Origin of the sequence: Pseudomonas sediminis (genome assembly GCF_039555755.1) — a bacterium.
Taxonomy (GTDB): Bacteria; Pseudomonadota; Gammaproteobacteria; order Pseudomonadales; family Pseudomonadaceae; genus Aquipseudomonas; species Aquipseudomonas mendocina_D.
The window spans coordinates 3,573,257-3,599,921 of record NZ_CP154631.1 but is presented as its reverse complement, the minus strand read 5'-3'; the positions used below and the strand labels follow the sequence as shown (position 1 = coordinate 3,599,921).

At 63.0% G+C, this 26,665-nt stretch carries 26 protein-coding genes and 1 pseudogene; 14 read left to right on the top strand and 13 right to left on the bottom strand.

Translation table 11 applies throughout. From position 1 onward, the window contains the following. The first annotated feature begins 9 nt into the window (after window positions 1-9). From AAEQ75_RS16920 to AAEQ75_RS16905, 4 genes are all read left to right on the top strand, one after another. On the top strand, window positions 10-1,347 hold the full coding sequence (locus tag AAEQ75_RS16920; protein ID WP_256837186.1) for a urate hydroxylase PuuD: 1,338 nt from the start codon (window positions 10-12) through the stop codon (window positions 1,345-1,347). A 251-nt stretch (window positions 1,348-1,598) separates the two neighbouring features. Further along, window positions 1,599-3,101 (top strand): nucleobase:cation symporter-2 family protein, encoded by a 1,503-nt coding sequence (locus AAEQ75_RS16915; protein ID WP_343349824.1) that lies wholly within the window; start codon window positions 1,599-1,601, stop codon window positions 3,099-3,101. A 76-nt stretch (window positions 3,102-3,177) separates the two neighbouring features. Further along, entirely contained in the window at window positions 3,178-4,038 is an 861-nt protein-coding gene (locus tag AAEQ75_RS16910; RefSeq protein WP_343349823.1) for an outer membrane protein OmpK, read from the top strand. 155 nt (window positions 4,039-4,193) lie between these two features. Beyond that, window positions 4,194-4,661 (top strand): hypothetical protein, encoded by a 468-nt coding sequence (locus tag AAEQ75_RS16905; protein ID WP_343349822.1) that lies wholly within the window; start codon window positions 4,194-4,196, stop codon window positions 4,659-4,661. A 207-nt stretch (window positions 4,662-4,868) separates the two neighbouring features. On the opposite strand, the gene moaA is transcribed toward AAEQ75_RS16905, so the two are convergent. Further along, window positions 4,869-5,864 carry a GTP 3',8-cyclase MoaA gene (gene moaA, locus AAEQ75_RS16900; protein WP_343349821.1) on the bottom strand — a complete coding sequence of 332 codons (996 nt, stop codon included), beginning with the start codon at window positions 5,862-5,864 and terminating at the stop codon, window positions 4,869-4,871. Window positions 5,865-6,077: 213 nt separating this feature from the next. On the opposite strand from moaA, the gene AAEQ75_RS16895 reads away from it, so the two are divergent. Further along, window positions 6,078-6,722, top strand: coding sequence for a TetR/AcrR family transcriptional regulator (locus tag AAEQ75_RS16895; RefSeq protein WP_017679203.1), 645 nt, complete (start codon window positions 6,078-6,080; stop codon window positions 6,720-6,722). A gap of 276 nt (window positions 6,723-6,998) precedes the next feature. Here AAEQ75_RS16895 and AAEQ75_RS16890 read toward each other — a convergent pair whose 3' ends face one another. Both AAEQ75_RS16890 and AAEQ75_RS16885 read right to left on the bottom strand, forming a co-directional pair. Next, window positions 6,999-7,433: a GlcG/HbpS family heme-binding protein gene (locus AAEQ75_RS16890; RefSeq protein WP_343349820.1), complete on the bottom strand. Its 435-nt coding sequence runs from the start codon at window positions 7,431-7,433 to the stop codon at window positions 6,999-7,001. A 173-nt stretch (window positions 7,434-7,606) separates the two neighbouring features. After that, window positions 7,607-8,521, bottom strand: a complete 915-nt coding sequence (locus tag AAEQ75_RS16885; protein WP_343349819.1) for a LysR family transcriptional regulator — start codon at window positions 8,519-8,521, stop codon at window positions 7,607-7,609. A 108-nt stretch (window positions 8,522-8,629) separates the two neighbouring features. Between AAEQ75_RS16885 and gcl the strand changes: the two genes are divergently transcribed. From gcl to AAEQ75_RS16840, 9 genes and pseudogenes are all read left to right on the top strand, one after another. Beyond that, window positions 8,630-10,405 carry a glyoxylate carboligase gene (gene gcl / locus AAEQ75_RS16880; RefSeq protein ID WP_343349818.1) on the top strand — a complete coding sequence of 592 codons (1,776 nt, stop codon included), beginning with the start codon at window positions 8,630-8,632 and terminating at the stop codon, window positions 10,403-10,405. Window positions 10,406-10,500: 95 nt separating this feature from the next. Beyond that, complete coding sequence (hyi, locus tag AAEQ75_RS16875; RefSeq protein WP_343349817.1) at window positions 10,501-11,283, top strand: hydroxypyruvate isomerase; 783 nt, start codon at window positions 10,501-10,503, stop codon at window positions 11,281-11,283. Between the two features lie 26 nt (window positions 11,284-11,309). After that, complete coding sequence (locus tag AAEQ75_RS16870) at window positions 11,310-12,200, top strand: 2-hydroxy-3-oxopropionate reductase (RefSeq protein ID WP_343349815.1); 891 nt, start codon at window positions 11,310-11,312, stop codon at window positions 12,198-12,200. 278 nt (window positions 12,201-12,478) lie between these two features. Continuing rightward, window positions 12,479-13,783 (top strand): glycerate kinase type-2 family protein, encoded by a 1,305-nt coding sequence (locus AAEQ75_RS16865; RefSeq protein WP_343349813.1) that lies wholly within the window; start codon window positions 12,479-12,481, stop codon window positions 13,781-13,783. Window positions 13,784-13,874: 91 nt separating this feature from the next. Continuing rightward, on the top strand, window positions 13,875-15,290 hold the full coding sequence (gene pyk, locus AAEQ75_RS16860; RefSeq protein ID WP_343352414.1) for a pyruvate kinase: 1,416 nt from the start codon (window positions 13,875-13,877) through the stop codon (window positions 15,288-15,290). Between the two features lie 321 nt (window positions 15,291-15,611). Then, window positions 15,612-15,932: pseudogene (locus AAEQ75_RS16855) on the top strand (urea transporter); the annotation flags it as partial. 102 nt (window positions 15,933-16,034) lie between these two features. Beyond that, window positions 16,035-16,418 (top strand): hypothetical protein, encoded by a 384-nt coding sequence (locus tag AAEQ75_RS16850; protein WP_343349811.1) that lies wholly within the window; start codon window positions 16,035-16,037, stop codon window positions 16,416-16,418. Between the two features lie 87 nt (window positions 16,419-16,505). After that, window positions 16,506-17,372 carry an ion transporter gene (locus AAEQ75_RS16845; RefSeq protein ID WP_343349810.1) on the top strand — a complete coding sequence of 289 codons (867 nt, stop codon included), beginning with the start codon at window positions 16,506-16,508 and terminating at the stop codon, window positions 17,370-17,372. Window positions 17,373-17,455: 83 nt separating this feature from the next. Continuing rightward, complete coding sequence (locus tag AAEQ75_RS16840; RefSeq protein WP_343349809.1) at window positions 17,456-18,913, top strand: SLC13 family permease; 1,458 nt, start codon at window positions 17,456-17,458, stop codon at window positions 18,911-18,913. A gap of 111 nt (window positions 18,914-19,024) precedes the next feature. On the opposite strand, the gene AAEQ75_RS16835 is transcribed toward AAEQ75_RS16840, so the two are convergent. The 10 genes from AAEQ75_RS16835 to ccmA all read right to left on the bottom strand — a co-directional run bounded on the left by AAEQ75_RS16835 (window position 19,025) and on the right by ccmA (window position 26,488). Beyond that, entirely contained in the window at window positions 19,025-19,351 is a 327-nt protein-coding gene (locus AAEQ75_RS16835) for a hypothetical protein (RefSeq protein WP_143506641.1), read from the bottom strand. Further along, entirely contained in the window at window positions 19,348-20,559 is a 1,212-nt protein-coding gene (gene ccmI, locus AAEQ75_RS16830) for a c-type cytochrome biogenesis protein CcmI (RefSeq protein WP_343349808.1), read from the bottom strand. Before ccmI ends, AAEQ75_RS16835 begins: the two co-directional genes overlap by 4 nt. After that, window positions 20,556-21,047, bottom strand: coding sequence for a cytochrome c-type biogenesis protein (locus tag AAEQ75_RS16825; protein ID WP_430523467.1), 492 nt, complete (start codon window positions 21,045-21,047; stop codon window positions 20,556-20,558). Before AAEQ75_RS16825 ends, ccmI begins: the two co-directional genes overlap by 4 nt. A 140-nt stretch (window positions 21,048-21,187) precedes the next feature. After that, entirely contained in the window at window positions 21,188-21,730 is a 543-nt protein-coding gene (locus AAEQ75_RS16820) for a DsbE family thiol:disulfide interchange protein (RefSeq protein WP_343349807.1), read from the bottom strand. Next, window positions 21,727-23,700, bottom strand: a complete 1,974-nt coding sequence (locus AAEQ75_RS16815) for a heme lyase CcmF/NrfE family subunit (protein ID WP_179544591.1) — start codon at window positions 23,698-23,700, stop codon at window positions 21,727-21,729. Before AAEQ75_RS16815 ends, AAEQ75_RS16820 begins: the two co-directional genes overlap by 4 nt. After that, window positions 23,697-24,185: a cytochrome c maturation protein CcmE gene (ccmE, locus tag AAEQ75_RS16810; RefSeq protein WP_343349806.1), complete on the bottom strand. Its 489-nt coding sequence runs from the start codon at window positions 24,183-24,185 to the stop codon at window positions 23,697-23,699. The genes AAEQ75_RS16815 and ccmE overlap by 4 nt, the downstream gene beginning before the upstream one ends. Beyond that, entirely contained in the window at window positions 24,182-24,358 is a 177-nt protein-coding gene (gene ccmD / locus AAEQ75_RS16805; protein ID WP_119691762.1) for a heme exporter protein CcmD, read from the bottom strand. Before ccmD ends, ccmE begins: the two co-directional genes overlap by 4 nt. Then, a complete protein-coding gene (locus AAEQ75_RS16800) occupies window positions 24,355-25,110 on the bottom strand; it encodes a heme ABC transporter permease (RefSeq protein WP_343349805.1) in 756 nt (251 codons plus the stop codon). The genes ccmD and AAEQ75_RS16800 overlap by 4 nt, the downstream gene beginning before the upstream one ends. A gap of 65 nt (window positions 25,111-25,175) precedes the next feature. Next, window positions 25,176-25,847 carry a heme exporter protein CcmB gene (ccmB, locus tag AAEQ75_RS16795; RefSeq protein ID WP_037002833.1) on the bottom strand — a complete coding sequence of 224 codons (672 nt, stop codon included), beginning with the start codon at window positions 25,845-25,847 and terminating at the stop codon, window positions 25,176-25,178. Further along, window positions 25,844-26,488 carry a cytochrome c biogenesis heme-transporting ATPase CcmA gene (gene ccmA / locus AAEQ75_RS16790; protein WP_099523109.1) on the bottom strand — a complete coding sequence of 215 codons (645 nt, stop codon included), beginning with the start codon at window positions 26,486-26,488 and terminating at the stop codon, window positions 25,844-25,846. The genes ccmB and ccmA overlap by 4 nt, the downstream gene beginning before the upstream one ends. Between the last annotated feature and the right edge of the window lie 177 nt (window positions 26,489-26,665).

The following is a 26,665-nucleotide window of genomic DNA, read 5'->3' as shown; positions in this document are numbered from 1 at the left end:
GTACAGATCGTGGAAGCACACTTCACCGAATGGCTAAACCTGGGCATCCGCTGGATTCATATGATCACCGGCGTCGCCTGGATCGGCGCATCCTTCTATTTCGTCTGGCTGGAGAACAACCTCAACCGGAGCAACCCACGCGAGGGCCTGTCGGGCGACCTCTGGGCGATTCACGGCGGCGGTATCTACCACCTGGAAAAGTACAAGCTGGCGCCGCCGAAAATGCCGGAGAACCTGCACTGGTTCAAATGGGAGGCCTACGCCACCTGGCTGTCGGGCGTCGCCCTGCTGCTGGTGGTGTACTACCTCAATCCGACCCTGTATCTGGTCAAGCCAGGTGTCGACCTGGCGCCAGCCGCGGCCATCGCCATCGGCCTCGGCTCCATGGCCGTCAGCTACCTGATCTATCACGTTCTCTGCGACTCGCCACTTGGCAAGCGTCCGGGCCTGCTCGGCGCCGTGCTGTTCGTGCTGATCATCGCTGCCGCCTACGGCTTCAGCCAGATCTTCAGCGGCCGCGCCGCGTACATTCATGTCGGCGCCATCATCGGCACCATCATGGTCGGTAACGTGTTCTTCACCATCATGCCGGCACAGCGCGCACTGGTTAAGGCCATCGAGGAAAACACCACGCCGGACCCGACCCTGCCGGCCAAAGGCCTGCTGCGCTCGCGCCACAACAACTACTTCACCCTGCCAGTGCTGTTCATCATGATCAGCAACCACTTCCCGAGCACCTACGGCAGCCAATACAACTGGCTGATCCTGGCAGGTATCGCGATTCTGGCCGTGCTGGTGCGTCACTACTTCAACACCCGCCACGACAGCAGCAAGTACGTTTGGACGCTGCCGGCCGCAGCGCTGGGCATGATCTGCCTGGCTTATGTCACCGGCCCGCAAACGAAGGCTGTCAGCGCACCGGCAACGGCTCAAGCGCCGGCAATCAAGTACGCTCCCGTTCCGGCTACCGGTCGCCCTGGCAACCCCGTCACCACCAACGAGCCTGCTGCCGAGGAAACCCAAGCCAAAGCCGATGCAAGCGAGGAACCGTCCACTGCCGCTGACAGTGCCACGCCTGCCGCCAGCACCGATTTCGCCCAGGTTGAAAGCGTGATCCACGAGCGCTGCACCGTATGCCACTCGGCGAGTCCGAGCAGCCCGATGTTCAGCGCCGCGCCGGCCGGACTGATGCTCGATACGCCGGAGCAGATGAAGGCTCAGGCAGCAAAGATCCACGCGCAGACCGTGGCCACGCAGATCATGCCGCTGGGCAATATCACCCAGATGACCCAGGACGAGCGTGACCTGATCGGCAGCTGGATCAGCAAAGGCGCTCAGATCAACTGATTGCCACACATGTCGCGCCCGTGACTCGGCGCGGCATCTTTTTACACCCATGAACCGCCGGCAGCGCGAGCTGACCGGCGGTTCATTTTTTGTGCACAATCTAAAAATAAATTGTTTTTAACAGTGTCCACAAGTTGCTATAGTCGACGACATCCTGACCAGTCGGACAATTTTTCGATTGATCGGAGCAGAGGTGCCGTGAAGCCTCGTGTAAGCCCATGACCATATAAGAACAACTGGCAGGCTATGACATGACCACAGACAGCAACACCCAAGCCCAAGCTACGCCCGTCGGCAACAGCGACCTGATCTATCAGCTGGACGACACGCCAGCTTTCGCCCCGGCCATCTTCGCGGCGCTGCAGCATGTGCTGGCCAGCTTCGTCGGCATCATCACCCCTACCCTGATCGTCGGCAGTGCTCTGGGCCTGGGTGCCCACGTGCCCTATCTGGTCAGCATGGCGCTGTTCGTCTCCGGCCTCGGCACCTTCGTCCAGGCCAAACGCATCGGCCCGATCGGTTCCGGCCTGCTGTGCCTGCAAGGCACCAGCTTCGGCTTTCTCAGCGTGATTCTCAGCGCCGGCTTCATCGTCAAGGGGCGTGGCGCCAGTGAGGAAGAGATACTCGCCACACTGTTCGGCATCTGCTTCTGCGCCGCCTTCGTCGAGATTGCCTTCAGCCAATTCATCAACAAGCTGCGCAAGGTCATCACCCCGGTGGTCACCGGCACCATCATCTGCCTGATGGGCTTGTCACTGATCAAGGTGGGCATGACCGATCTGGCCGGCGGCTATGGCGCGCCGGATCTCGGCGCCCTGCACCATCTGGCCCTCGGCGGCCTGGTGCTGGGCACCATCGTCCTGCTCAACCGTGCCTCGTCACAGGTGCTGCGCCTTTCTGCCGTGATCATCGGCCTGACCCTGGGCTTCGCCGTTGCCTGGTTCACCGGCCGGGTGGACTTCGCCAACATGGCCGAGGTACCGCTGATCAGCGTGCCGCAGCCATTCAAGTACGGCTTCGGCTTCGACTGGATCGCCTTCGTGCCCATCGCCGTGATCTTCCTGATCACTCCACTGGAAACAGCAGGCGACCTGACCGCCAACTCGATCATCTCCAAGCAGCCGGTCAAAGGGCCGGTATACATGCGCCGGATCAAATCAGGGGTGCTGGCCGACGGCTGCAACTCGGCAGTCGCCGCCATGTTCAACAGCTTGCCGATGACAACCTTCAGCCAGAACAACGGAGTGATTCAGCTCACGGGCGTAGCCAGCCGCCATGTGGGCTTCTACATCGCCGGCATCCTGGTGCTGCTGGGCCTGTTCCCGGTGGTCGGCGCGGTGTTGCAGATGATGCCCAAGCCCGTGCTCGGTGGCGCGACCCTGATCATGTTCGGCACCGTTGCGGTGGCCGGCATCAAGATTCTCAGCGAAGCCGGCCTGCACCGCCGCAACGTGCTGATCGTGGCCATTTCCCTGGGCCTCGGCCTGGGCATGGCCGGCGTACCGGACGTGCTCTCGCACATGCCGGACGTACTGAAGAATATCTTCGGCTCGCCCATCACCATCGGCGCCTTCAGTGCCATCGTGCTAAACATCTTCCTGCCCGACGAGAACCACGAAGTCGAGGAAGACGACTACGACCCCGAGGCGCACCTGCACACCGTGCTGCAGAACCGCCCGGACGATGTAGCCAGCGACGACGACAGCCTCAAGACGCTCAGCCGCGACCTCGACCCGGCCGCCCGACCCAGCTGATCCCTGACTTAGAACCAACTCCCGGCGGCACGCTGCCGGGAGACGCACGCTTGCACGCCAACAATAAGGAAAACCGATGAAACTCAAGCATCTGCCCCACTGCCTCGCCCTGTCAGCCGGATTGTTCTCCGGCCAGCAAGCACTCGCTGGCGACCTGCTCTACTGGCAGGACAACAGCCTGTCCTACCTGTACGGCGAGAACTTCCAGCGCATGAACTTCAACGGCGAAGAACAGCGCACCCAGACCACCTTCACCTTCGAGCACGCCAGCGGCTGGGCCTGGGGCGACATCTTCTACTTTCTCGACTACATCCGCGCAGACAACGTGCAGACGCGCGGCAGCTTCGACAACGGCAGCTTCCGTCAGCACGACAAGGATTCCTTCTACTACATGGAGTTCTCCCCGCGCGTCAGCCTGAGCTGGCTGACCGGACAGAAGCTGGCCGCCGGTCCGATCAAGGACGTCTTCGCTGCCTTCACCTATGAGAAAGGCAACGGTGGCCCTGGCCCCGAGAACTACCTCTACGGTATTGGCCTGGACTGGGAAGTACCCGGCTTCACCTACTTCAAGACCAACCTGTATCAGGTGAAGATCAACAACCACACCTTCTTCGCCGACAGCAATAGCAACGGCTACGCGACCCAGCTGACCGTCAGCGCGGCCTACCCGTTCAGCCTCGGCGAGCAGGACTTCCTCGTCGACGGCTTCGTCGACTGGCGCTCGCCGTCTCGCGACGCCGGCACCCAGACCTCGGTCGGCTCCTCGATCCAGGTCAAGTGGGATGCGGGCAAGGCCCTGTTCGGCAAAGAGCGTCAGCTTTACGTGGGCACCGAAATCAACATGTGGCGCGCCAAGTACGGCGTGAAACCGGTGGATGGGTCGGACGATCGTTTTGACCAGACCGCCGTGCAGGCACTGGTCAAGTATCACTTCTGACCGCTGTCGCAACGAACTTGGCCGACATCGGGTAGGGACGGCGGCCGGGTAAAAGGGGGATGGCGCTCGCGCCCTTCCCCCTTTTTCTTGTGCGCCCAGCATGGGCGCACTCCTGCGGGTGCAAGTCCCGCCGTAAGTTGATCACAGCGAACGAATTGAAGCGCAACTGCGTGAGGGTGACCGAGCGTGGGGAGGAAGCGTGGAGCGTAATCTGCGAGCCGATGAACCAGAACCGGATAGAAGGCGCTATGGAGCAGGGCGAGCGGGCAAGAAACCGCAAAGCTCTGGTGATCAAGGCTAAGTGGCGTAGATCCGGCGGTTGTGCAGAGAAGGAGTGCGTTCTTACCTGGGGAGATCTCGCCGCGCTGCAGGGCCGGCAACAACTGATCCACCGGCAACGCCTTGTAGCTCAGGCTAACCCCGCTATCGACGGCGAAGGCATCCAGCACCTCATGAGCGAAGCCACGGTACTGACCTTCGCCATCGAGGCAGTAGTGCGGGGCGAATGGCAGGTCCTCGACGCCAACCACGTAGGTGCGCCAGGGCAGCGGGCGTCAGCAGAATGGTGGAAAACAGGCACAGTCGTACGGGCTGCATTGAGAGCCTCCTTATTGTTGTTTTGAGATTGCGGTGAGGGCTTAGTGTCGCGTCAGGCATAAGATGTCGCTCAGGCGCAGGCCTGAGTAGGAGCCCCGCCTCGGGGCGAAGCTTTTCAGTCGCCTGAACCGGCCCATTCGCCGCGGGGCGCGGCTCCTACAAGGACTGTGCAGCCTGCTGTAATTGATGTGGCGGTCTCGGCCCATAGGCAACAGATTATTCGTATCGCGACACTAACCGCCGGTCATGCTCATGAAGCGCACCACCTGCACCTGCTCGTCGGTGGCGAAATGGTGCCGCTCGGGTTTGAGCCGCAGCGCCTCGATCAACGCCTGGCGCAGGCGCTCGCCGTCACCCGGATGTGCCCGCAACAGGCGCTTGAGATCCAGCGCGTTGTCATGGCCAAGGCAGAGCACCAACTTGCCCTCGGCGGTGACCCGCACACGGTTGCAGTCGCCGCAGAAGTTGTGGCTATGTGGCGAGATGAACCCTACCTGGGTCTGCGTACCGAGCACCTGCCAGTAGCGCGATGGGCCACCGGTAACCTTGCTGCTGCGCACCAGCGCATGCCGCTGTTCGATGCGCTGACGCACCTCGTCGCTGGAGCAGAAGGTTTGCTCGCGGCTGTGGCTGACCACGCTGCCCAGCGGCATTTCCTCGATGAAGCTGATGTCCAGGCCGCGCTCGATGGCGAACTCGACCAGATCCAGCACCTCGTCGTCATTGCGCCCGCTCTGCACCACGCTGTTGAGCTTGATCCGCTCGAAGCCGGCCGCGCGTGCTGCCTCGATACCAGCCAGCACCTGATCGAGCTTGTCGCGCCGGGTAAAGGCGGCAAAGCGTTCGCGCTGCAGGGAATCCAGGCTGATATTCAGGCGCCGAACGCCAGCCGCGCGCAACGGTGCAGCCATCTCTGCCAGTTGCGAGCCATTGGTGGTGATCGCCAGGTCATCCAGCTCGACACGCTCACCCAGGCGCTGCAGCAGGCTCAGCAGGTTCTTGCGCACCAGCGGCTCGCCACCAGTGATGCGGATACGCCGCACGCCCAGCCCGATGAAGGCATCGGCCACGGCGTAGAGTTCTTCCAGACTGAGAATCTGCGCGCGCGGCGCGAACTGCATATCTTCGCTCATGCAGTAGGTGCAGCGAAAATCGCAGCGATCGGTCACCGACAAACGCAGATAGGTGATGCGCCGACCGAAGGGATCGACGAGCTGATGGGTGTTCACGGTAGGTCTCCTGCAGCGTCACGAGCCGAGACTTTTATGTCATGGATAACGCTGTGCGCGATAGAAACAGAAAAGCGATTTCTTGTATACAGAAATTTGACCACGGAGTCAGTTAAGCGCTGAGCAGCCCGTGGCCGCTGCCTTGAGCCTCGCGCAAAGCCGGTGCTACCATGCCCGACCGCCGCCCGGCGGCAGAGCAAATCACAGGGCCTTATGACCAGCATCCGCGAGCGTAACAAAGAGCTCATCCTGCGCGCAGCCAGCGAGGAGTTCGCCGACAAGGGCTTCGCCGCCACCAAGACCAGTGACATTGCGGCCAAGGCAGGCCTGCCCAAACCCAACGTCTACTACTACTTCAAGTCCAAGGAAAACCTCTACCGCGAGGTCCTGGAAAGCATCATCGAGCCACTGCTGGCCGCCTCTGCCCCCTTCAACCAGCCGGGCCATCCGAGCGAAGTGCTGACCGCCTACATCCGCTCGAAGATCCGTATCTCCCGCGAACTACCTCACGCCTCCAAGGTATTCGCCAGCGAGATCATGCACGGTGCGCCACACCTGTCACCGGAACAGACCGAACAGCTCAACGCCCAGGCCAAGCACAATATTGCCTGCATCCAGCGCTGGATCGATCAACGACAGATGGCGCAGGTCGACCCGCACCACCTGCTGTTCAGCATCTGGGCGGCGACCCAGACCTACGCCGATTTCGACTGGCAGATATCCACCGTCACCGGCAAGGCCAGCCTGGACGATGCCGACTACGAAGCCGCCGCGCAGACCATCATTCGCCTGGTGCTCAAAGGCTGCGACGTCAGCCCGATGCCATCGAAGGCATCCGAGTTGGTGACCAGCGCCTAAGTGGCTGTCCATTGTAGGGTTTCCCGACATCCGTCACCGTAGGGCGTTATACGCCGAGCGCTCGAGCGCCGTACGCCATTCCAGGTAAAGGCGGACTGCTCGCTGGCGCTCGCTGAGTCCGCCCAACGCCTGCACTGAGATATCACGCCCAGCTTCGGCCTTCAGACCACATCCCGTAGGGCGTACTCGCGCAGCAGTACGCCGTTGCAATGGATGACTGTTCGCGTCGCTACCAGCGGCCGGCGATCCGGTCAGCCCTGCGGCTGCTCTTGAACCCTATACCCCTGCATCCGCCTGCAGACCCAGCGACTCCAGCGCACTCACCGCACACTGCTCATCGATATCCGAGGCGTCGCCGGTGATACCGACGGCACCAATCACCTCGCCGCGCTCGTCACGAATCAGAACCCCGCCCGGTGCCGGGATCAGGCTGCCCTGCGCCAGGTTGTCGACCGCACCGATGAACGCCGGACGTTGCTGCGCGTCGGCAGCGATCAGCCGCGAGCCCTTGCCCAGGGCCAATGCACCCCAGGCCTTGCCAATGGCGATCTGCGGGCGCAGCAGGCTGGCGCCGTCCTCGCGCTGCAGGCTGATCAAGTGTCCACCGGCATCCAACACCGCCACTGTCAGCGGCGCCGCCTTTATCTCCCGCCCCACGGCCAGGGCATTGAGAGTGATGTTCAAAGCGACATTCAGGTTAAGGCTACTCACAGAGGCAATCTCCAAAACTGCAGATACGGGCATCCACACACAAGTGCGCGGCATCAGAAACGCCCTATGAAATAGCCGAAGGAGGAACCGATTACAACAATCGAACACAATTAAAACAATTTATGTGCACAACAAATAAAATCAAATAACTCAATTAAAGTATCGAATACTCCTCACCCATGACGGGCTTCCCAGTAGCCCGGCGTGTTGTAGATGCCTTTCAGATAATCAATGAAGAAACGCACCTTGGCCGGCAGATAACGCTGCTGCGGGAACACCGCCTGGATGTCGTAGGCTGGCAGAGCGTACTCGTCGAGCACCGTCACCAACTCGCCCGCTTTCAGCTCGGCCTGGATCTCCCAGGTGGAGCGCCAGCCGATCCCCAGCCCCTGCTTGACCCAGCTATAGAGCAGCTCGCCATCGTTGCAGTCGAGGTTGCCAGCCACCTTCACCGCCACCTGTCGGCCGTCACGCAGGAAGGTCCAACCGCGCTGCTGACCGCCCTGCAGGTTGAACGCCAGGCAGTTGTGCAGCGCCAGGTCTTCGAGGCTGCGCGGCACGCCATGCAGCTCGAAGTAACTGGGCGCGCCACAGACCACTCGGCGATTGGGAAACAGCTTGAGCGCCACGTAGTTGGGGTCGGTGACCTCACCGATACGAATGCCCATGTCGTAGCCCTGACGCACCAGATCCACCACGCTGTCGGTAAAGTTGAACGACAGCTTGAGGTCTGGGTATTGCGCCAGGAACGCCGGTGCATGGGGCGCGATATGGCGTCGACCGAACGCCGCCGGCGCGGACACCACCAGATGCCCGCGCACCGACTTGCCACCACGCGCAACGCTGGCGTCGGCCTCGTCGAACTCCTTGAGCAGGTTGCGGGCACGCTCCAGGTACTGCTCGCCCAGGTCGGTCAATTGCAGCCCGCGCGTGGAGCGGTGCATCAGCTTGACGCCCAGGTGTTGCTCCAGCGCATCCAGCCGCCGCCCCATCACCACGGGCGTCACGCCCTCACTGAGGGCGGCCGAAGCGAAGCTGCCGTTGTCGGCAACCAGAACGAAACTACGGATAAGGGTATGACGGTCCATTCGATACTCCAGATATCGACAGAACTGAAGTATCCATCAATTCCCCCTCTTTCGCCCAGCGGTCATCCTCTCCCTCAACAAAAAACAACCGATTCGAGAGGAATGGTCATGGCCAGAATGAGAGCAATCGAGGCAGCCGTACTGGTGATGCGTCGCGAAGGCGTTGATATCGCGTTCGGCGTCCCCGGCGCTGCCATCAACCCCCTGTATGCCGCACTGAAGAAACTCGGTGGCATCGATCACGTCCTGGCCCGTCACGTCGAAGGCGCTTCGCACATGGCCGAGGGTTATACCCGCACCAATGCCGGCAATATCGGCGTGTGCATCGGCACCTCCGGCCCTGCCGGCACTGATATGGTCACCGGCCTGTACTCGGCCTCAGCCGACTCCATCCCGATTCTGTGCATCACCGGCCAGGCGCCGCGTGCCCGTATGCACAAGGAAGATTTCCAGGCAGTCGACATCACCAGCATCGTCGGTCCGGTGACCAAGTGGGCCACCACCGCGATGGAGCCCGGCCAAGTGCCGCGCGCCTTCCAGCGTGCGTTCCATGAAATGCGCAGTGGCCGTCCTGGCCCGGTGCTGATCGACCTGCCGTTCGACGTACAGATGGCCGAGATCGAATTCGACATCGACGCCTACGAGCCGCTGCCGGTGGCCAAGCCGAGCACCAGCCGCGTCCAGGCCGAGAAAGCCATCGCCATGCTCAACGAGGCCGAGCGCCCGCTGCTGGTCGCTGGTGGCGGTATCTTCAATGCCGATGCGGCGGACAAACTGGTCGAATTCGCCGAATTGACCGGCGTGCCGGTAGTGCCGACGCTGATGGGCTGGGGCGCGATCCCTGACGATCACAAGCTGATGGTCGGCATGGTCGGTCTGCAGACCTCGCACCGTTACGGCAACGCTACCCTGCTCGCTTCTGACCTGGTATTCGGCATCGGCAACCGCTGGGCTAACCGCCACACCGGTTCAGTCGACGTCTACACCGAAGGCCGCAAGTTCATCCACGTCGACATCGAACCGACGCAGATTGGCCGTGTGTTCAACCCGGATCTGGGCATCGCCTCCGACGCAGGCAAAGCACTGGACGCCTTCCTCGAAGTAGCCCGCGAGTGGAAAGCCGCCGGCAAGCTGAAAGATCGCAGTGCCTGGGTCGAGTCCTGCCGCGAGCGCAAGCGTACCCTGCAGCGCAAGACCCACTTCGACAACGTGCCGGCCAAACCGCAGCGCGTTTACGAAGAGATGAACGAAGCCTTCGGCAAGGACACTTGCTACGTCAGCACCATCGGTCTGTCGCAGATCGCCGGTGCTCAGTTCCTGCACGTGTACAAGCCGCGTCACTGGATCAACTGCGGCCAGGCCGGTCCGCTGGGCTGGACCATTCCGGCAGCCCTGGGTGTGGTCAAGGCCGACCCGCAGCGTCAGGTCGTGGCACTGTCTGGCGACTATGACTTCCAGTTCATGATCGAGGAGCTGGCCGTCGGTGCGCAGTTCAACCTGCCCTACATCCACGTGCTGGTGAACAACTCCTACCTGGGTCTGATCCGTCAGGCGCAGCGCAGCTTCGACATCGATTACTGCGTGCAACTGGCGTTCGAGAACATCAACGCGCCGGAGCTCAACGGTTACGGCGTCGACCACGTCGCGGTAGTCGAGGGTCTGGGCTGCAAGGCGATCCGCGTGTTCGACCCGAACGAGCTGCAGAACGCCTTCGCCGAAGCCAAGCGCCTGATGGCCGAGCACCGCGTACCGGTGGTGGTGGAGATCATCCTGGAGCGTGTCACCAACATCTCCATGGGCACCGAGATCAACGCCATCAACGAGTTCGAGGAACTGGCCGAGCGCGGCGTCGACGCCCCGACCGCCATCTCGCTGCTCGACTGATCAGTAGGGTGCGCCACGCGCACCGCCATATGAGCGCGTACCACCAGGTGCGCACGGCGCACCCTACGAAATTGCACCACGACAAGGAGCCAACCATGCCCCGTTTTGCTGCCAACCTATCCATGCTGTTCACCGAAGTGGACTTTCTGGACCGTTTCGCCGCTGCCGCCGAAGCCGGTTTCAGCGGCGTGGAATACCTCTTCCCCTATGACTTCGCGGTAGAAGAGATCAAGGCCCGCCTGGATGCCAACAAGCTGGAACAGGTGCTGTTCAACCTGCCCGCCGGCGACTGGGGCAAGGGTGAGCGCGGCATCGCCTGCCACCCGGACCGCGTCGAGGAATTTCGCGCTGGCGTCAACAAGGCCATCGCCTACGCCAAGGTGCTGGGCAACAAGCAGATCAACTGCCTGGCCGGCATCCGCCCGCAGGGCGTGGACTGCGCCACCGTCGAGAAGACCTTCGTCGACAACCTGCGCTACGCCGCTGACAAGCTGGCTGGCGCCGGCATTCGCCTGGTCATGGAAGCCATCAACACTCACGACATCCCTGGCTTCTACCTGAACAACACCAAGCAGGCGCTGGACATCCGCGACAAGGTCGGCAGCACCAACCTGTATCTGCAGTACGACATCTACCACATGCAGATCATGGAAGGTGACCTGGCCCGTACGGTTGAAAGCAACCTGGCCGCCATCAACCACGTGCAGCTGGCCGATAACCCGGGCCGCAACGAGCCGGGCACTGGCGAGATCAACTACCGCTTCCTCTTCGAGCACCTGGATCGCATCGGCTACCAGGGCTGGATCGGCTGTGAATACAAGCCGGCAACCACCACCGCTGCCGGCCTCGGCTGGATGAAAGCACACAACGCAATCTGAGCCCCACTCTTCAGGAGCAATCTCTCATGGCTAAAATCGGATTCATCGGCACCGGCATCATGGGCAAACCCATGGCGCAGAACCTGCAGAAAGGCGGCCACACCCTGTTCTTCTCCGAGCACTTCGACAAGGCCCCGGCCGACCTGGTTGGCGACAACGGCATCGCCCTGGCCAACCCGAAGGAAGTCGCCCAGGAAGCCGAATTCATCATCGTCATGGTGCCCGACACCCCGCAGGTCGAAGACGTGCTGTTCCGCGCCGATGGCGTTGCTGCGGGCGTTGGCGCCGGCAAGGTAGTGATCGACATGAGCTCGATCTCCCCCACCGCGACCAAGACCTTCGCCGAGAAGATCAAGGCCACCGGCGCCACCTACCTGGACGCCCCGGTGTCCGGTGGTGAAGTTGGTGCCAAGGCCGCGACCCTGTCGATCATGGTCGGTGGCTGCCCGAATGCCTTCGAACGCGCCCTGCCGCTGTTCCAGGCCATGGGCAAGAACATCACCCGCGTCGGCGGCAACGGCGACGGCCAGACCGCCAAGGTGGCCAACCAGATCATCGTCGCGCTGAACATCCAGGCAGTGGCCGAAGCTCTGCTGTTCGCCGCCAAGAACGGCGCCGATCCAGCCAAGGTGCGTGAAGCGCTGATGGGGGGCTTCGCCGGCTCGAAAATCCTCGAAGTACACGGCGAGCGCATGATCAAGGGCACCTTCGATCCGGGCTTCCGCATCAGCCTGCACCAGAAGGACCTCAACCTGGCGCTGTCCGGCGCTCGCGAACTGGGCCTGAACCTGCCCAACACCGCCAACGCCCAGCAAGTGTTCAGCACCTGCGCGGCCCTCGGCGGCAGCGGTTGGGACCATTCCGGCCTGATCAAGGGTCTGGAGCATATGGCCAACTTCAATATCCGCGGCGAGTAAAAGAGCGCCCTCTCCCCTGCCCCTCTCCCGCATGCGGGAGAGGGGAGACAAGCAGCTCGGCGTTATACCGATTTTCGGCGTACGCCAAACCAGTCCCCTCTCCCATTTATGGGAGAGGGTTAGGGAGAGGGGCTTTGCTTCTGGCCCACCCTTTCGACCTTCCTGGCAGGAGGTGTCACCACCCGATTGCCAGGTCGGTCGATTCCACTCCCCAGGCGTTACCACGCGGACGCGGGAACGATCATCCAGCGTCACCCCCAGAACAAGAGAACATCGCCATGACCTTCGACCCGCAACGCCTGCTGCGCGACCTATTCGCTACCGCCATCACTGCCGCACATCCGCGCCAGGTGCTGGCCGATCATCTGCCCGCCGACCGCAGTGGCCGCGTCATCGTCATTGGCGCCGGCAAGGCCGCAGCGGCAATGGCCGAGGTGATCGAGCAGGAATGGCAAGGCGAGGTCAGCGGCCTGGTGGTGACCCGCTACGAGCACGGCGCTGACTGCAAGAAAATCGAAGTGGTCGAAGCCGCACACCCGGTGCCGGACGATGCCAGCGAGCGTGTCGCGCGTCGCGTGCTGGAGCTGGTGTCGAACCTCAGCGAAGACGACCGCGTGATCTTCCTTCTCTCCGGTGGTGGCTCCTCGCTGCTGGCGCTACCGGCCGAGGGCATCAGCCTCAAAGACAAGCAGGCGATCAACAAGGCCCTGCTCAAATCCGGCGCCACCATCGGCGAGATGAACTGCGTACGCAAGCACCTCTCGGCGATCAAGGGCGGTCGTCTGGCCAAGGCTTGCTGGCCGGCCACCGTGTACACCTACGCCATCTCCGACGTGCCCGGCGACGAAGCCACGGTGATTGCCTCCGGCCCCACCGTGGGCGACCCGACCACCTCGGCCGAAGCCCTGGCGATTCTTGCCCGCTACGCCATCGACATCCCGGCCAACGTACGCAGCTGGCTGCAGGACCCACGCTCGGAAACGGTCAAGCCCGGCGATCCGGTACTCGCTCGTAGCCACTTCCAATTGATCGCCACCCCGCAGCAGTCGCTCGACGCCGCCGCGGCCAAGGCTGAAGCCGCCGGTTTCCCGGTGCTGATCCTCGGCGACCTGGAAGGCGAGTCGCGCGACGTGGCCAAGGTGCATGCCGGCATCGCCCGCCAGGTGCAGCTGCACGGCCAGCCGATCAAACCGCCCTGCGTAATCCTCTCCGGCGGCGAAACCACGGTCACCGTGCGCGGTAACGGCCGTGGCGGGCGCAACGCCGAATTCCTCCTGAGCCTGACCGACAGCCTCAAGGGCCTGCCCGGCGTCTACGCGCTGGCCGGTGATACCGACGGCATCGACGGCTCCGAAGACAACGCCGGCGCCATCATGACGCCCTACAGCTACGCCCGCGCCGGCATCAAGGGCCTGAGCGCCCGCGACGAGCTGGACGACAACAACGGCTATGGCTACTTCGCCGCCCTCGACGAGCTGATCGTCACCGGCCCGACCCGTACCAACGTCAACGATTTCCGCGCCATTCTGATCCTCGCAACCTTGGAAACTGCAGGTGCAGAACCACCGGGCTCCTCCCTGTAGGGCGGGTGCAACCCGCCAAAGCGTTGGTGGCGGGTTGCACCCGCCCTACTCCGCAACGCCATCAACAAAACTCATGACCAAGGTCTGCCAGATGACTCCCGACAAGAAAGTGAAAATCCTCGCCACCCTCGGCCCGGCCATCCGCGATGCCGCACACATCCGCCAACTGGTGGAAGCCGGGGTCAACCTGTTTCGCCTCAACTTCAGCCACGGCGAACACGCCGATCACGCCCAGCGCCACCAGTGGGTGCGCGAAGTGGAGCGCGAGCTGAACCAGCCCATCGGCATCCTCATGGACCTGCAGGGGCCGAAGCTGCGCGTCGGCCGCTTTGCCGAAGGCAAGGTGCAACTGGTCAACGGCCAGAGCCTGCGCCTGGATCTGGACAAGACGCCCGGTGACGCAAAGCGGGTCAACCTGCCCCACCCGGAAATCATCGAGGCCCTGCAACCGGGCATGAGCCTGCTGCTGGACGACGGCCGCCTGCGCCTGAAAGTGACTGCCAAGCAGAATGATGCCGTGATCACCGAAGTGATCGCCGGTGGCGAACTGTCCGACCGCAAGGGCGTCAACGTACCCGAGGCCGTGCTGCAGCTGTCGCCGCTGACCGAGAAAGACCGCCGCGACCTGACCTTCGGCCTGGAGCTGGGTGTGGACTGGGTCGCGCTGTCCTTCGTGCAGCGCCCCGAGGACATCGTCGAAGCCCGCGAACTGATCGGCGGCAAGGCCTTCCTCATGGCCAAGATCGAGAAGCCGTCGGCGTTGATCCACCTGGAGGAAATCGCCAAGCTGTGCGACGCCATCATGGTGGCGCGCGGTGACCTGGGCGTGGAAGTACCGGCAGAGAACGTGCCGCGTATCCAGAAAGACATCGTGCGCACCTGCCGCCAACTGGGCCGCCCGGTGGTCGTGGCTACGCAGATGCTCGAATCCATGCGTTTCTCCCCGGCGCCGACCCGCGCCGAAGTCACCGACGTGGCCAACGCCGTGGCCGAAGGCGCCGATGCGGTAATGCTGTCGGCCGAAACCGCCTCCGGCGACTATCCGCTGGAAACCGTGCAGATGATGAGCAAGATCATCCGCCAGGTGGAAAACGGCCCGGACTACCAGAGCCAGCTCGACGTCGGCCGTCCGCAGGCCGAGGCCACCGCCAGCGACGCCATCAGCTGCGCCATCCGCCGTATAAGCTCGATCCTGCCGGTCGCCGCATTGGTTAACTACACCGAGTCCGGTGCCAGCAGCCTGCGCGCCTCGCGCGAGCGGCCCAAGGCGCCAATCCTGAGCCTCACGCCGAGCCTGACCACGGCGCGGCGCCTGACCGTGGCCTGGGGCATCTATTCAGTGGTCAACGAACGCCTGCGCAAGGTCGAGGAAGTCACCAGCACAGCGCTGGAAATCGCCCAGGCCCAGGGCATGGCCCAACGTGGCGAAACCGTGGTGATCACCGCCGGTGAACCCTTCGGCCAACCCGGCAGCACCAACAGCCTGAGGATCGAAACGCTGCATTGAGCCGAGCTGCTCCTGTAGGGTGCGCCATGCGCACCGAAAGCCGTACGCACGAATAAAAGGTGCGCACGGGGCGCCCTACACAGCTCCGTAGCTCGGATTAAATCCGGGGAATGCTCTGACCCTGTGCCCCGGATTTCGTACGGGCTGCGCGTTGTATTGATTCGTAGGGTGTCGCGGGGCCGCCTAGTCCATGCGCACCTTGCGTCTCGTTGGCGGTGCGCACGGCACACCCTACGTACCTCCTCCAAGCGACACGGACGGCTCCCCTCTCCCGCTTGCGGGAGAGGGGCTGGGGGAGAAGGCTCTCTTGGCACAGACAACATGCCTCGACTAATAACCTCACACCCTGCCCTGCAAAGCCTGCGCGCCCTGCTCAATGGCTTCTCCCAGATCTTCCTGCAACAGCACCCCGGCTGCGGCCTGCTGGTGCTGATCGCCATCCTCATCGGCGCCCCTGACCTGCTGCCCGGCGCCCTGCTCGGCGGCCTGACCTCGATGCTACTCGCGCAACGCCGCGGCTACCCGCCCGCCGATATCGCCATCGGCCTGTATGGCTATTACGGCATCCTGCTCGGCCTGCTGCAGCCCGGTTTCAGCGCCCTGGGCCTACCTGCCCTGACCATGCCCTTCATCCTCGCCTGCTGGCTGATCAGGGCCGGTGCACAAAGTTGGCAAAAGGCAGTCAAGGACAGCACCCCGACGTTCTAGAATCGCGCAACCGACCGCAAAGGGAGCGCGCGGAACATGGACAGACGAACTCTCGGCCTCAGCTTGCTACTGGCAACCGCTACGACCTGCGCAGAGTCAAACCCGAGCCTGATTGGCCCGGTCAGCGATATCGTGGTGATCGCAGATGGACTCGGCCCGGCGCAAGACAACTGCCATAGCTTCAAGGTCAGCGAAGCATTGGTCGCCGATTTCCTGCGTCACGACCTCCTCATCACCCACAGCCAGGAGCACGCCTGGTACCTCCACGGCCCCTGCCATGCCCATGGAATCTTGAGCACCCGTTACGGTGAATGGCAGTGGCAGCTACTCAATCTGGGCACCGCGCGGATTACAGCGGCCATAGGTGAAACCTTCGTGCTGAGTGATCCGCGGGAGGAGTCTTCGCTGGAAGGGGATTGAGAACAGAGCAGCAAGCACAACTACGGCCTTGCCCTTACTCCGCCTTCCTGCCTAGGCTGTGCCCTTTCGCTTGATTTGGACCTTGCCATGGAAAACCGGCAGAGCTGGCGCCAACGCCTCTACATCATCATCTTCGAAACCAGCACGCCGGCCGCTCAGCGCTTCGACAACTGGCTGCTGGTGACCATCCTTGCCAGCCTGGTGGTGGTGATGCTCGACAGCATCGAGCACTTCCACAACCAGCACGCTGCTGTGTTCGGCGCGCTGGAGTGGTTTTTCACCGCGCTGTTCGCCATCGAGTACGGCTTGCGCCTGTACAGCTCGCCCAAGCCGATGCGCTATGCCTTCAGTTTCTTCGGCCTGGTGGATCTGCTCGCAGTGCTGCCTGCGATCCTGGCGTTGGTGTTCGCCGATGCGCAGTACCTGATGATCGTCCGCGTCATCCGCATGATCCGTATCTTCCGTGTGCTCAAGCTGCGCCAGTACCTGACCCAAGCCAACTTCCTGCTGGTAGCGCTGCGCGGCAGCAAGCAGAAGATCGTGGTGTTTCTGGTGTGCGTCTCGACCCTGGTCACCGTGTATGGCGCGCTGATGTACGTCATCGAAGGCCCAGCCAATGGCTTCACCAGCATTCCTACTGGTATCTACTGGGCGGTGGTGACGCTGACCACCGTAGGTTTCGGCGACATCACTCCGCAAACTCCCGTAGGCCAGATGCTCGCTACGCTGGTGATGATCACCGGCTACTCGATCATCGCCGTGCCTACCGGTATTTTCACCGCCGAACTGGCCAACGCCATGCGCCAGGACGGGCTGATAGAGCATGACTGCCCGCATTGTCGCAAGAACCGTCACGAGTACAGCGCGGCCTTCTGTAGCCGCTGCGGTGGACCGCTGTTCAGCAGACCGGTCGAGCCGTCAGCGTCGACGCAAAACACACCTGAAACAGACTGAAGCAAAACCGATTGGCCAGCGCGTGGTCATAAAGTCGCCCTGTGGGCTATAAAGCCCGACTTTTTAGCTAAAGGAAGCGCGCCATGGCCGTTACCACCAATGAATCCACCGCACCTGCCAAGGCTGCCTGGATTGGTCTGATTCTGGGCCCCTTGCTACTGCTCGTCTGCCTGGTCACCGAGCCGCCAGCCGGCCTCTCCAGCACCGCCTGGGCCACCATCGGCCTGACCCTGCTGATGGCCACCTGGTGGTCGACCGAAGCCATTCCGATCCCGGCCACTTCGCTGCTGCCGATCCTGTTGATCCCGGCGCTGGGCATCGACAGTCTCAATGCCGCCACCGCGCCCTACGCCAACCCGACCATCTACCTGTTCCTCGGTGGTTTCGTCCTGGGCCTGGCCATGGAGCGCTGGAACCTGCACAAGCGCATCGCACTGATGACGCTGCTGGCCATGGGCAGCAAGCCGAGCCGGCAGATCGCTGGTTTCATGATGGCCACGGCCTTTCTCAGCATGTGGGTGAGCAACACTGCCACCACCATCATGATGCTGCCTATCGGCCTTTCGGTAATCGGCATGCTCACCAGCGAGAAGAGCACCGGCGAAGCCGATCGTGAGCGCTTCGCCACTGCCTTGCTGCTGGCGATTGCCTACGCCGCCAGTGTCGGTGGCATCGCCACGCTGATCGGTACCCCACCGAATGCCTTGCTGGCCGCCTTCCTCGCCGACAACTATGACGTACAGATCGGCTTCGGCCAGTGGATGCTGCTCGGCGTGCCAGTAGCCGTGATCATGCTAGCGTTCATCTGGTGGTGGCTGACCCGTGGTGGTTTCAACCTGGCCGGTCATGACAGCACGCAACTGATCCGTAGCGAGCTGGCCGAACTCGGACCACTGAGCCGTGGCGAGAAGCTGGTGGCGCTGGTGTTTGTCACTACCGCGCTGGCCTGGGTATTCCAGCCGCTGATCTCCGGCTGGGTGCCCGGCGTCAACGACACCAGCATCGCCATTGCTGCGGCGCTGGCGCTGTTCATGATTCCGGTGGACGTCAAACAGCGCGTGTTCCTGATGAACTGGGAAAGCGCCAGCAAACTGCCCTGGGGCGTGCTGCTGCTGTTCGGCGGCGGCCTGTCGCTGGCGGGCGTGATTCGCAGCACCGGCCTGGCCGAATGGATCGCACAGAGCCTGGGGGCGCTGGGCGCCCTGCCGGTGATCGCGATGATCGGCGTGGTGGTGCTGGTGATCATCTTCCTCACCGAAGTCACCTCCAACACTGCCACCGCAGCAGCCTTCCTGCCGCTGCTGGGGGCATTGGCCGTCTCGCAGGGCATGCCGGCCGAGCTGCTGGCGATTCCTGCCGCCATCGCTGCCAGTTGCGCCTTCATGATGCCAGTGGCGACGCCGCCCAATGCCATCGTGTTCGGCACCGGGCATATGAAGATACAGTCGATGATCAAGGCGGGTTTCGTCCTCAACCTGTTCGGCGTGGTGCTGGTGACGCTGATCTGCTATCTGCTGGTGGGCATGATCTGGGCGCATTGAGCACGGATCACAACCAACGAAAACGGCGCCTTCGGGCGCCGTTTTCATATGCGGTTGTAAGGTGAGTGCGACCTGCCAGGTCGATTTGCAGGTTTCACCCGCCCTACGCGATCAGCGGTTCTGATACTGACGAAACAACCCCGGCGGAATGCCAGAGCTGTCGGTTTCCTTCCACGGCCCGCCGGCTTGCGAAGACCAGCTCCAGCCGCCGTCCCAGCGGTAGAAGATGCGCTCGCGGTAGTACAGATCACGTGCGCCTTCGACTACATAGACGCCCAGTCCCGGATTCCAGTGGCTCTTCACCCCAGGCGGCGGCGCATAGCGCGGGTGCGATGGCTGCTGTACCGGTGGCAAGTCACCCACCGGCGCGCTCGGTTGCTGCAGTACGCAGCCACTCAGGCCGAGCCCGAGTGCGCAGGCCAGCACCAGACGCTTCACTGGGTCTGCCCGTCGCGGCTGTCGATCAGCAGCGCCTGAACGTCACGGGCGGTGTTGGCGACCGGGCCAGTCTGGCCGGTCCATTCGCCCTGGGTGGCGTTACCCGCACGGGATACACGTGCCACCAGTTGCACCTGGTCGAATCGGGAAATCTTCAGTTCGGGCATCATCGCATCCACATCGGAAAGGCTGATCTGCACCGGCAGGTCGGAGACCTTCAGGCGTTTGACTGCCAGCGGCATCGGCGGGCCACTGAGTGCTCGGGCGAAGACGAATACGGCATCGCCCGGCTGCACGTTCTGCTGCACCTCGGGCGACAGCGACACGCTGACCTCCAACGCATGCACCTTGGCACTCGGCGCTGCTGCCGCACTGGGCTGCTCGCCCTCGCCCATCTGCTGACGGGCGCGCTCGATACCACCGGCGATAGCCGCGCGCGACGGGTCCTGCTCCGGCAGCACGGCGACCAGGCGCTCCCAGTAACGCACGGCATCAGCATAGCGCTGGTTTTCATAAGCGGCGATACCAAGCAGGCCCAGGCTGGTGACCTCTTGCGGGTCGGCCTTCAGCGCTTCGTCGGTGAGCGTCTGCATCTGCTCGCTCCACTGCTTGCCTTCAGCGAAGTACAGCGCCTGCGCCCACTGGCCGAGCAGTTCCGGGGCTCGCCCGGCAATCTCCACGGCACGCTCGAACGCCTTGGCGGCATCGCCAGCACGCTCCTGCGCCATGTAGGTACGGCCGAGGAAGTACCAGGCCTCGGCGGAGTCTGGCTGCTGCTGGACAGTCTGCTCCAGACGCGCAGTCATTTCCTCGATGCTCTGCGGCTGCGCAGCGGCCAGCTGGCGAGTCTGCTCGACCTGATCGATGGCGCCCCAATGCAGGTACAGAGCCACGCCCAGCACGGGTACCAGCAGCGCCGAGACCAACGGAATCTTGCCGCCAAGCACGCTGCTGCGGCGCTGCACGCCTTCGGTGTCATCGAGCAGCTCGCGCGCCGCTTCGGCGCGGCCGGCCTCCATCTGCGCTTCATCGAGTACGCCGGCCTGACGCTGGTTTTCCAGCTCCTGCAGGCGCTCCTGATAGAGGGTGACGTTGAGTGCGGTACGGTCTTCTTCGGCCTGCAGCTTGCGAATACGCAGAACCGGAATCAGCAGAAACGCCAGTGCAGTCAGCAACAGCAGCCCGGCGGGCAACCAGAAATCGATCATCGGTCTTTCTTGTCCTGAGAGGCTTGTTCGAGCAACGCGGCGAGGCGCGCCTGCTCATCGGCGGAGAGGCCAGCGGCTGGGCGATTCTTCTGCTCGCTGCGGCGACGCAGAACGATCACTCCAAGCACGCCGAACCCCAGTACCAGCAGGCCGGCCGGGCCATACCAAAGCAGCAGCGTGCGGCTGGTCAGCGGTGGCTTGTAGAGCACGAAGTCGCCATAGCGCGAGACCAGGAAATCGATGATCTCGTCGTTACTCTTGCCCGCTTCGAGCAAGCGGTAGATCTCGTTGCGCAGGTCCATGGCGATCGGCGCATCGGAATCGGCGATGTTCTGGTTCTGGCACTTCGGGCAACGCAGCTCTTCGACCAGATTGCGATAACGCTGGCGCTCGGCCTCATTGGCGAACTCGAAGGTATCGATGGCGGCATGCGCGCTGGCCAACAGACCAAGCGCCAGACCGGCAGAAATCAACAGACGTTTAGGCAGGCGCCGTGAAAACGTCGCGAGCGAAGAGCAGGCAAGGCGAAAGCAGGCGAAGAAGCGGAGTTTACAAGTTGTAAATGAGCATTTGACCGGGCTGGCGCTCCAGCCTGTTTTCAACGCAGCATGATCGAGCGCAGTAGTTTTCATGGTGCCTGTGCCTCGTCGACCAATTCTCGATAGATCGGCGCCAGCTGCTCGCGCCAGACGCGCTCGTCGATGGTGCCGACGAACTTGTGGCGAATGATGCCCTTGGCATCGACGAAGAAGGTCTCCGGCGCGCCGTATACGCCCAGGTCCAGACCGAGGCTGCCCTTGGCATCTTCGATATTGAGCTGATAGGGGTTGTGCAGGTCGCGCAACCACTTCTGCGCCGGTTCGCGCTGATCCTTGTAGTTGACCCCATGGATCACCACACCGGCCTCGGCCAGCTTGTTCAGCACCGGATGCTCGTGGCGGCAGGCCGGGCACCAGGTGGCCCAGACGTTGACCAGCGCAGGCCGGCCCTTGATGTCGGCCTCGCTGAGGGTGCGCTCGGGATCGTCCAGCGACGGCAGGCTGAAAGCCGGGAACGGCTTGCCGATCAGCGCCGAAGGCAGTTCGGATGGATCGAGGAACAGGCCGCGATAGAGGAATACGGCGATCGCCAGAAAAGCCAGCAGCGGCAACAGCAGGAGCAGGCGTCTCATGCGCTGGCCTCCTGCATGCCAAGGGCTTCGCGCACGCGGGTTCTGACCTTGATCCGGTAGCGCTTGTCAGCCGCGGCGAGGAAGCCACCGAAGCCCATCAGCAACGCACCCAGCCAGATCCAGCGGACGAACGGCTTGATGTGAATGCGTACGGCCCAGGCGCCCTGCTCCAGTGGCTCGCCGAGGGCGACGAACAGGTCGCGAGTGAAGCCAGCATCGATGCCCGCCTCGGTCATGGTTGCCTGCTGCACGGTGTACAGGCGCTTCTCCGGGTGCAGTACCTTGATCTGTCGCTCGCCATCGAACACACGTACCGTGCCCTTGTCGGAAATGAAGTTGGGGCCCTCGTGATGCACGGCGCCGTCGAACTGGAAGCGATAGCCGGCCAGCTCCACGGAATCCCCCGGCGCCATACGCAGGTCGCGCTCGTAGCTGCCAAGGCTGGTGAGCACCACGCCCAGGGCGCACACAGCGAAACCCAGGTGCGCCATCTGCATCCCCCAGTAGCTGCGGCTCAGGCTCGGCAGCCCCTTGATCAGACCCTTGTGGCGCGTCTTGTCGAGGATGTCACGCACGCCGGCGAGGATTACCCAGAAGGCCAGCAGGCAGACGGCCAGTACAGCCCAGTGGAAATCACCATGCAAGAAGGTGGCGATGACCGCCAGGACCACACTGGCCACCAGTACCGGCGCCAACATGCTGCCCAGCCATTTCAGCGGGGTATCCTTCCAGCGCACCAGTACGCCAACGCTGATCACCGCCATCAGCAGTGCCATCAGCGGCAGGAACAACGCGTTGAAGTATGGCGGGCCAACCGACAGCTTGGCGCCGGTCAGCGCATCGAGCACCAACGGGTAGAGGGTGCCGAGCAGAATCATCGCGGCCGACACCACCAGCACGATGTTGTTGACCAACAGCAGCGTCTCACGCGACCACAGGCCAAAGCCGACCTGGCTCTTGACCACCGGTGCGCGCACGGCGAACAACGCCAGCGAACCACCCACCACCACCAACAGGAAAGCGAGGATGAACACGCCGCGCTCCGGATCGGTAGCAAAGGCGTGTACCGAAGTCAGTACGCCAGAGCGAACCAAGAAGGTGCCCAGCAAGCTCAAGGAGAAGGCGGCGATGGCCAGCAGTACGGTCCAGCTCTTGAACACCCCGCGTTTCTCGGTCACGGCGAGGGAGTGAATCAACGCGGTGCCCACCAACCAGGGCATGAAGGACGCGTTCTCTACCGGGTCCCAGAACCACCAGCCACCCCAGCCAAGCTCGTAGTAGGCCCACCAGGAGCCGAGGGCGATACCGATGCCGAGGAAGGCCCAGGCGATGATGGTCCACGGACGCGACCAGCGCGCCCAGGCGGCGTCCAGCTTGCCGCCGAGCAAGGCGGCAATGGCGAAGGCGAAAGCCACCGAGAAACCGACATAGCCCATGTACAGCATCGGCGGATGCACGATCAGGCCGAAGTCCTGCAGCAGCGGGTTGAGGTCGCGGCCATCCGCTGGCGAGTTCGGCAGCAGGCGCTCGAAGGGATTGGAGGTAACGATCAGGAACAGCAGGAAGCCGACACTGATCATGCCCATCACCGCCAACACGCGTGCAAGCATTTCTTCCGGCAGATGGCGCGAGAAAATCGCCACGGCGAAGGTCCAGCCGGCCAGGATCAAGGCCCACAGCAGCAAGGAGCCTTCGTGCGCGCCCCACACCGCGCTGAACTTGTAGTACCAGGGCAGCGCGCTGTTGGAGTTGTTGGCCACGTAGGCGACGGAGAAATCGTCGACCATGAAGGCATAGGTCAGGCAGATGAAGGAGAACAGCAAAAAGGCGAACTGACCCCAGGCTGCCGGCTGCGCCAGGCTCATCCACTGGTGGTCACCACGCCAGGCACCGATCAGCGGCAGCGTCGCCTGTACCAGACACAGGCACAGCGCCAGGATCATCGCCAGATGGCCGAGCTCGGGGATCATTGTGCACTCTCCTGCTGATAGCCCTGTTTGGCAGCATTGGCCTCATTGTGCTTCTGCATCATTCCGCTCTTTTCCAGCGCCTGCATGACTTCAGGCGGCATGTAATTCTCGTCGTGCTTGGCCAGCACCTCGTCGGCTACCAGCACGCCTTGTTCATTGACCCGGCCCAGGGCGACGATGCCCTGCCCTTCACGGAACAGATCCGGGAGGATGCCGTGGTAGCGAATGGTCACTCCGTGAGCGCCGTCGGTGACGACGAAGTCGACTTCCAGAGTATCGGCGGAACGCTTCACCGAGCCCTCTTCCACCAGGCCGCCGGCACGGATACGGGTATCGACCGGTGCCTCGCCGTTGGCGATCTGCGTCGGGGTGTAGAACAGATTGATGTTCTCCTGCAGGGCGGTCAGCGCCAGTGCCACGGCGATGCTCACGCCGCAGAGGATGGCCAGAACGATGTACAGACGTTTCTTGCGAACCGGATTCACTTCGACTTCTCCCGGCGCAAACGGCGCGCCTCGTCTTGCAGGTAACGGCGGCGTGCCAATATCGGCAGCACCACATTCAACGCTAGGATTGCCAGGCTGATGCCGTAGGCGCTCCAGACGTAGGGGCCATGGGTACCCATGGCGAGGAATTCGGCAAAGGACGAAAAACTCATGCCTTGCCCTCCACCAGACGCTGCACTTCGGCTTTCACCCAGCTGCTGCGCGCTTCGCGCTTGAGCACTTCCAGACGCATGCGATAGAGCAGCACGGCGCCGAAGAAACAGTAGAAACCCAACACCGCCAGCAGTAGCGGCAGCCACATTTCCACCGGCATCGCCGGCTTTTCGGTGATCTTGAAAGTGGCGGTCTGGTGCAGCGAGTTCCACCACTCCACCGAGTACTTGATGATCGGAATGTTGACCACGCCGACGATGGCCAGCACGGCGCAGGCCTTGGCGGCGCTGTCGCGGTTGCTGATGGCGTTGCCCAGGGCGATGACGCCGAAGTAGAGGAACAGCAGGATCAGCATCGAGGTCAGGCGCGCATCCCAGACCCAGTAGGTGCCCCAGGTCGGCTTGCCCCAGATGGCGCCGGTGAGCAGTGCGATGGCAGTCATCCAGGCGCCGATGGGGGCTGCCTGTTGCACGGCGACGTCGGCCAGCTTCATCTTCCAGACCAGGCCGACCAGGCCAGCAACGGCCAGCGTCACGTAGATGGACTGAGCGAGAAAGGCGGCAGGAACGTGGATGTAGATGATGCGAAAGCTGTTGCCCTGCTGGTAATCCGGCGGCGCGAACGCCAGGCCCCAGATCAGGCCAGCGGCGCTCAGCAACACGGCAGCGATGCTGAGCCAGGGCAGCCAGCGGCCACTCATCTCATAGAACCACTTGGGCGAACCCCATTTGTGAAACCACGTCCAGTTCATGCTCGACTCATTATTCAGGCCTGATCCGGCGGTTGCCCGGTTCAGAGGTCAATCACGGTTCGTTGTTATTCGCCGACGCTGATGGTCAGACCGGCGGCAATCGCAAAAGGTGTCAGGGTCACCGCCAATGCAGTGAGGCTGGCCAGCCATAACAGATGGCCGGTAGCCGGCAGTCCTTGCAGGGCCGCCTGCAACGCCCCGCTGCCAAGAATCAGCACCGGGATGTACAGCGGCAGAATCAGCAGCGCCAGCAGCAGACCGCCGCGCTTGAGACCGACGGTGAGCGCCGCGCCCACCGCACCGAGCAGGCTCAGCACCGGGGTGCCGAGTAGCAGGGAAATCAGCAACACCGGCAGGCAACGCCCGGGCAAGCCGAGCATCAGCGCCAGCAAGGGCGCCAGCAGCACCAGCGCCAACCCACTGAATAGCCAGTGTGCCAGCACCTTGGCCAACACCAGAAGAGGCAGGGGGTGCGACGAAAGGACCCACTGTTCGAGCGAGCCGTCCTCGAAATCACTGCGGAAAAGCCCGTCCAGCGAGAGCAGCACGGCCAAAAGCGCCGCGACCCAGACCAGGCCAGGGGAAAGGGTTTGCAACAATTGCGTCTCTGGTCCCACCGCCAGCGGGAACAGCGCGATGACGATGGCGAAGAACACCAGCGGGTTGGCCAGATCGGACGGACGGCGAGCGAGCAGGCGCATTTCGCGCGACAGCAGCTGTGTGAAAACGTTGCTCATGCGGCGTACTGCCCCAGATCCAGATCGCGATAGGTCGCCGGAGTGCGTTGCAGACTGTGGTGAGTGGTCAGCACCACGACACCCCCACGTTCGCAATGGCCGGCCAAGTGCGCTTCGAGTTGCGCCACGCCACTCTTGTCCAGTGCAGTGAACGGCTCATCGAGCACCCACAGCGGGGGTGTATCGGCCAGATAAAGGCGTGCCAGCGCGACACGGCGCTGTTGGCCGGCCGACAGGGTATGACAGGGAACGTCCTCGAAACCGCGCAGGCCGACCGCTTCCAGCGCCTGCCAGATCGCCTCGCGACTCGCCGGACGATGCAGCGCGCAGAGCCAGGCCAGGTTCTCTTCGGCGCTCAGCAGGCCCTTGATGCCGGCGGCATGGCCAATCCACAACAGGTTGCGCGCCAACTCGCTGCGCTGCTCGGCCAGGGCTTGACCCTGCAGGAGGATGTCACCGGAGGTCGGCTGACGCAGGCCCGCGATCAGCCGTAGCAAGCTGGTCTTGCCGCTACCGTTGGGGCCGCTGATCTGCAACATGTCGCCCGGCTGCAGGGCGAAGTGCAACTGCTCGAAAAGCATGCGCCAGTCCCGCTCACAGCTGAGCGCCACGGCTTCGAGAAGGGGAACGGGACGGGTCATCGATACCTGGCAGGGTTAAAGTCGACGGTGCTCCGGCCGCTATACTGAAGAGTGCCGGAACTACTATGCGCAGCGGGCGGCATTATACATGGCGCGCCACTGTCCCCGCAGTCAGCATTTTCGACAGGGTGTTAATCTGTGGCAGGCAAATCAGCCTCAGGCTGTACTCGTGAAGCA

What these genes read in the sequence shown, in the direction of transcription:
- AAEQ75_RS16915 (WP_343349824.1), top strand. Translation starts at nt 1,599, where the DNA reads ATGACCACAGACAGCAACACCCAAGCCCAAGCTACGCCCGTCGGCAAC.
- AAEQ75_RS16910 (WP_343349823.1), top strand. Translation starts at nt 3,178, where the DNA reads ATGAAACTCAAGCATCTGCCCCACTGCCTCGCCCTGTCAGCCGGATTG.
- AAEQ75_RS16895 (WP_017679203.1), top strand. Translation starts at nt 6,078, where the DNA reads ATGACCAGCATCCGCGAGCGTAACAAAGAGCTCATCCTGCGCGCAGCC.
- AAEQ75_RS16885 (WP_343349819.1), bottom strand. Translation starts at nt 8,521, where the DNA reads ATGGACCGTCATACCCTTATCCGTAGTTTCGTTCTGGTTGCCGACAAC.
- gcl (WP_343349818.1), top strand. Translation starts at nt 8,630, where the DNA reads ATGGCCAGAATGAGAGCAATCGAGGCAGCCGTACTGGTGATGCGTCGC.
- hyi (WP_343349817.1), top strand. Translation starts at nt 10,501, where the DNA reads ATGCCCCGTTTTGCTGCCAACCTATCCATGCTGTTCACCGAAGTGGAC.
- AAEQ75_RS16870 (WP_343349815.1), top strand. Translation starts at nt 11,310, where the DNA reads ATGGCTAAAATCGGATTCATCGGCACCGGCATCATGGGCAAACCCATG.
- AAEQ75_RS16865 (WP_343349813.1), top strand. Translation starts at nt 12,479, where the DNA reads ATGACCTTCGACCCGCAACGCCTGCTGCGCGACCTATTCGCTACCGCC.
- pyk (WP_343352414.1), top strand. Translation starts at nt 13,875, where the DNA reads ATGACTCCCGACAAGAAAGTGAAAATCCTCGCCACCCTCGGCCCGGCC.
- AAEQ75_RS16850 (WP_343349811.1), top strand. Translation starts at nt 16,035, where the DNA reads ATGGACAGACGAACTCTCGGCCTCAGCTTGCTACTGGCAACCGCTACG.
- AAEQ75_RS16845 (WP_343349810.1), top strand. Translation starts at nt 16,506, where the DNA reads ATGGAAAACCGGCAGAGCTGGCGCCAACGCCTCTACATCATCATCTTC.
- AAEQ75_RS16840 (WP_343349809.1), top strand. Translation starts at nt 17,456, where the DNA reads ATGGCCGTTACCACCAATGAATCCACCGCACCTGCCAAGGCTGCCTGG.
- ccmI (WP_343349808.1), bottom strand. Translation starts at nt 20,559, where the DNA reads ATGATCGATTTCTGGTTGCCCGCCGGGCTGCTGTTGCTGACTGCACTG.
- AAEQ75_RS16820 (WP_343349807.1), bottom strand. Translation starts at nt 21,730, where the DNA reads ATGAGACGCCTGCTCCTGCTGTTGCCGCTGCTGGCTTTTCTGGCGATC.
- AAEQ75_RS16815 (WP_179544591.1), bottom strand. Translation starts at nt 23,700, where the DNA reads ATGATCCCCGAGCTCGGCCATCTGGCGATGATCCTGGCGCTGTGCCTG.
- ccmD (WP_119691762.1), bottom strand. Translation starts at nt 24,358, where the DNA reads ATGAGTTTTTCGTCCTTTGCCGAATTCCTCGCCATGGGTACCCATGGC.
- AAEQ75_RS16800 (WP_343349805.1), bottom strand. Translation starts at nt 25,110, where the DNA reads ATGAACTGGACGTGGTTTCACAAATGGGGTTCGCCCAAGTGGTTCTAT.
- ccmB (WP_037002833.1), bottom strand. Translation starts at nt 25,847, where the DNA reads ATGAGCAACGTTTTCACACAGCTGCTGTCGCGCGAAATGCGCCTGCTC.
- ccmA (WP_099523109.1), bottom strand. Translation starts at nt 26,488, where the DNA reads ATGACCCGTCCCGTTCCCCTTCTCGAAGCCGTGGCGCTCAGCTGTGAG.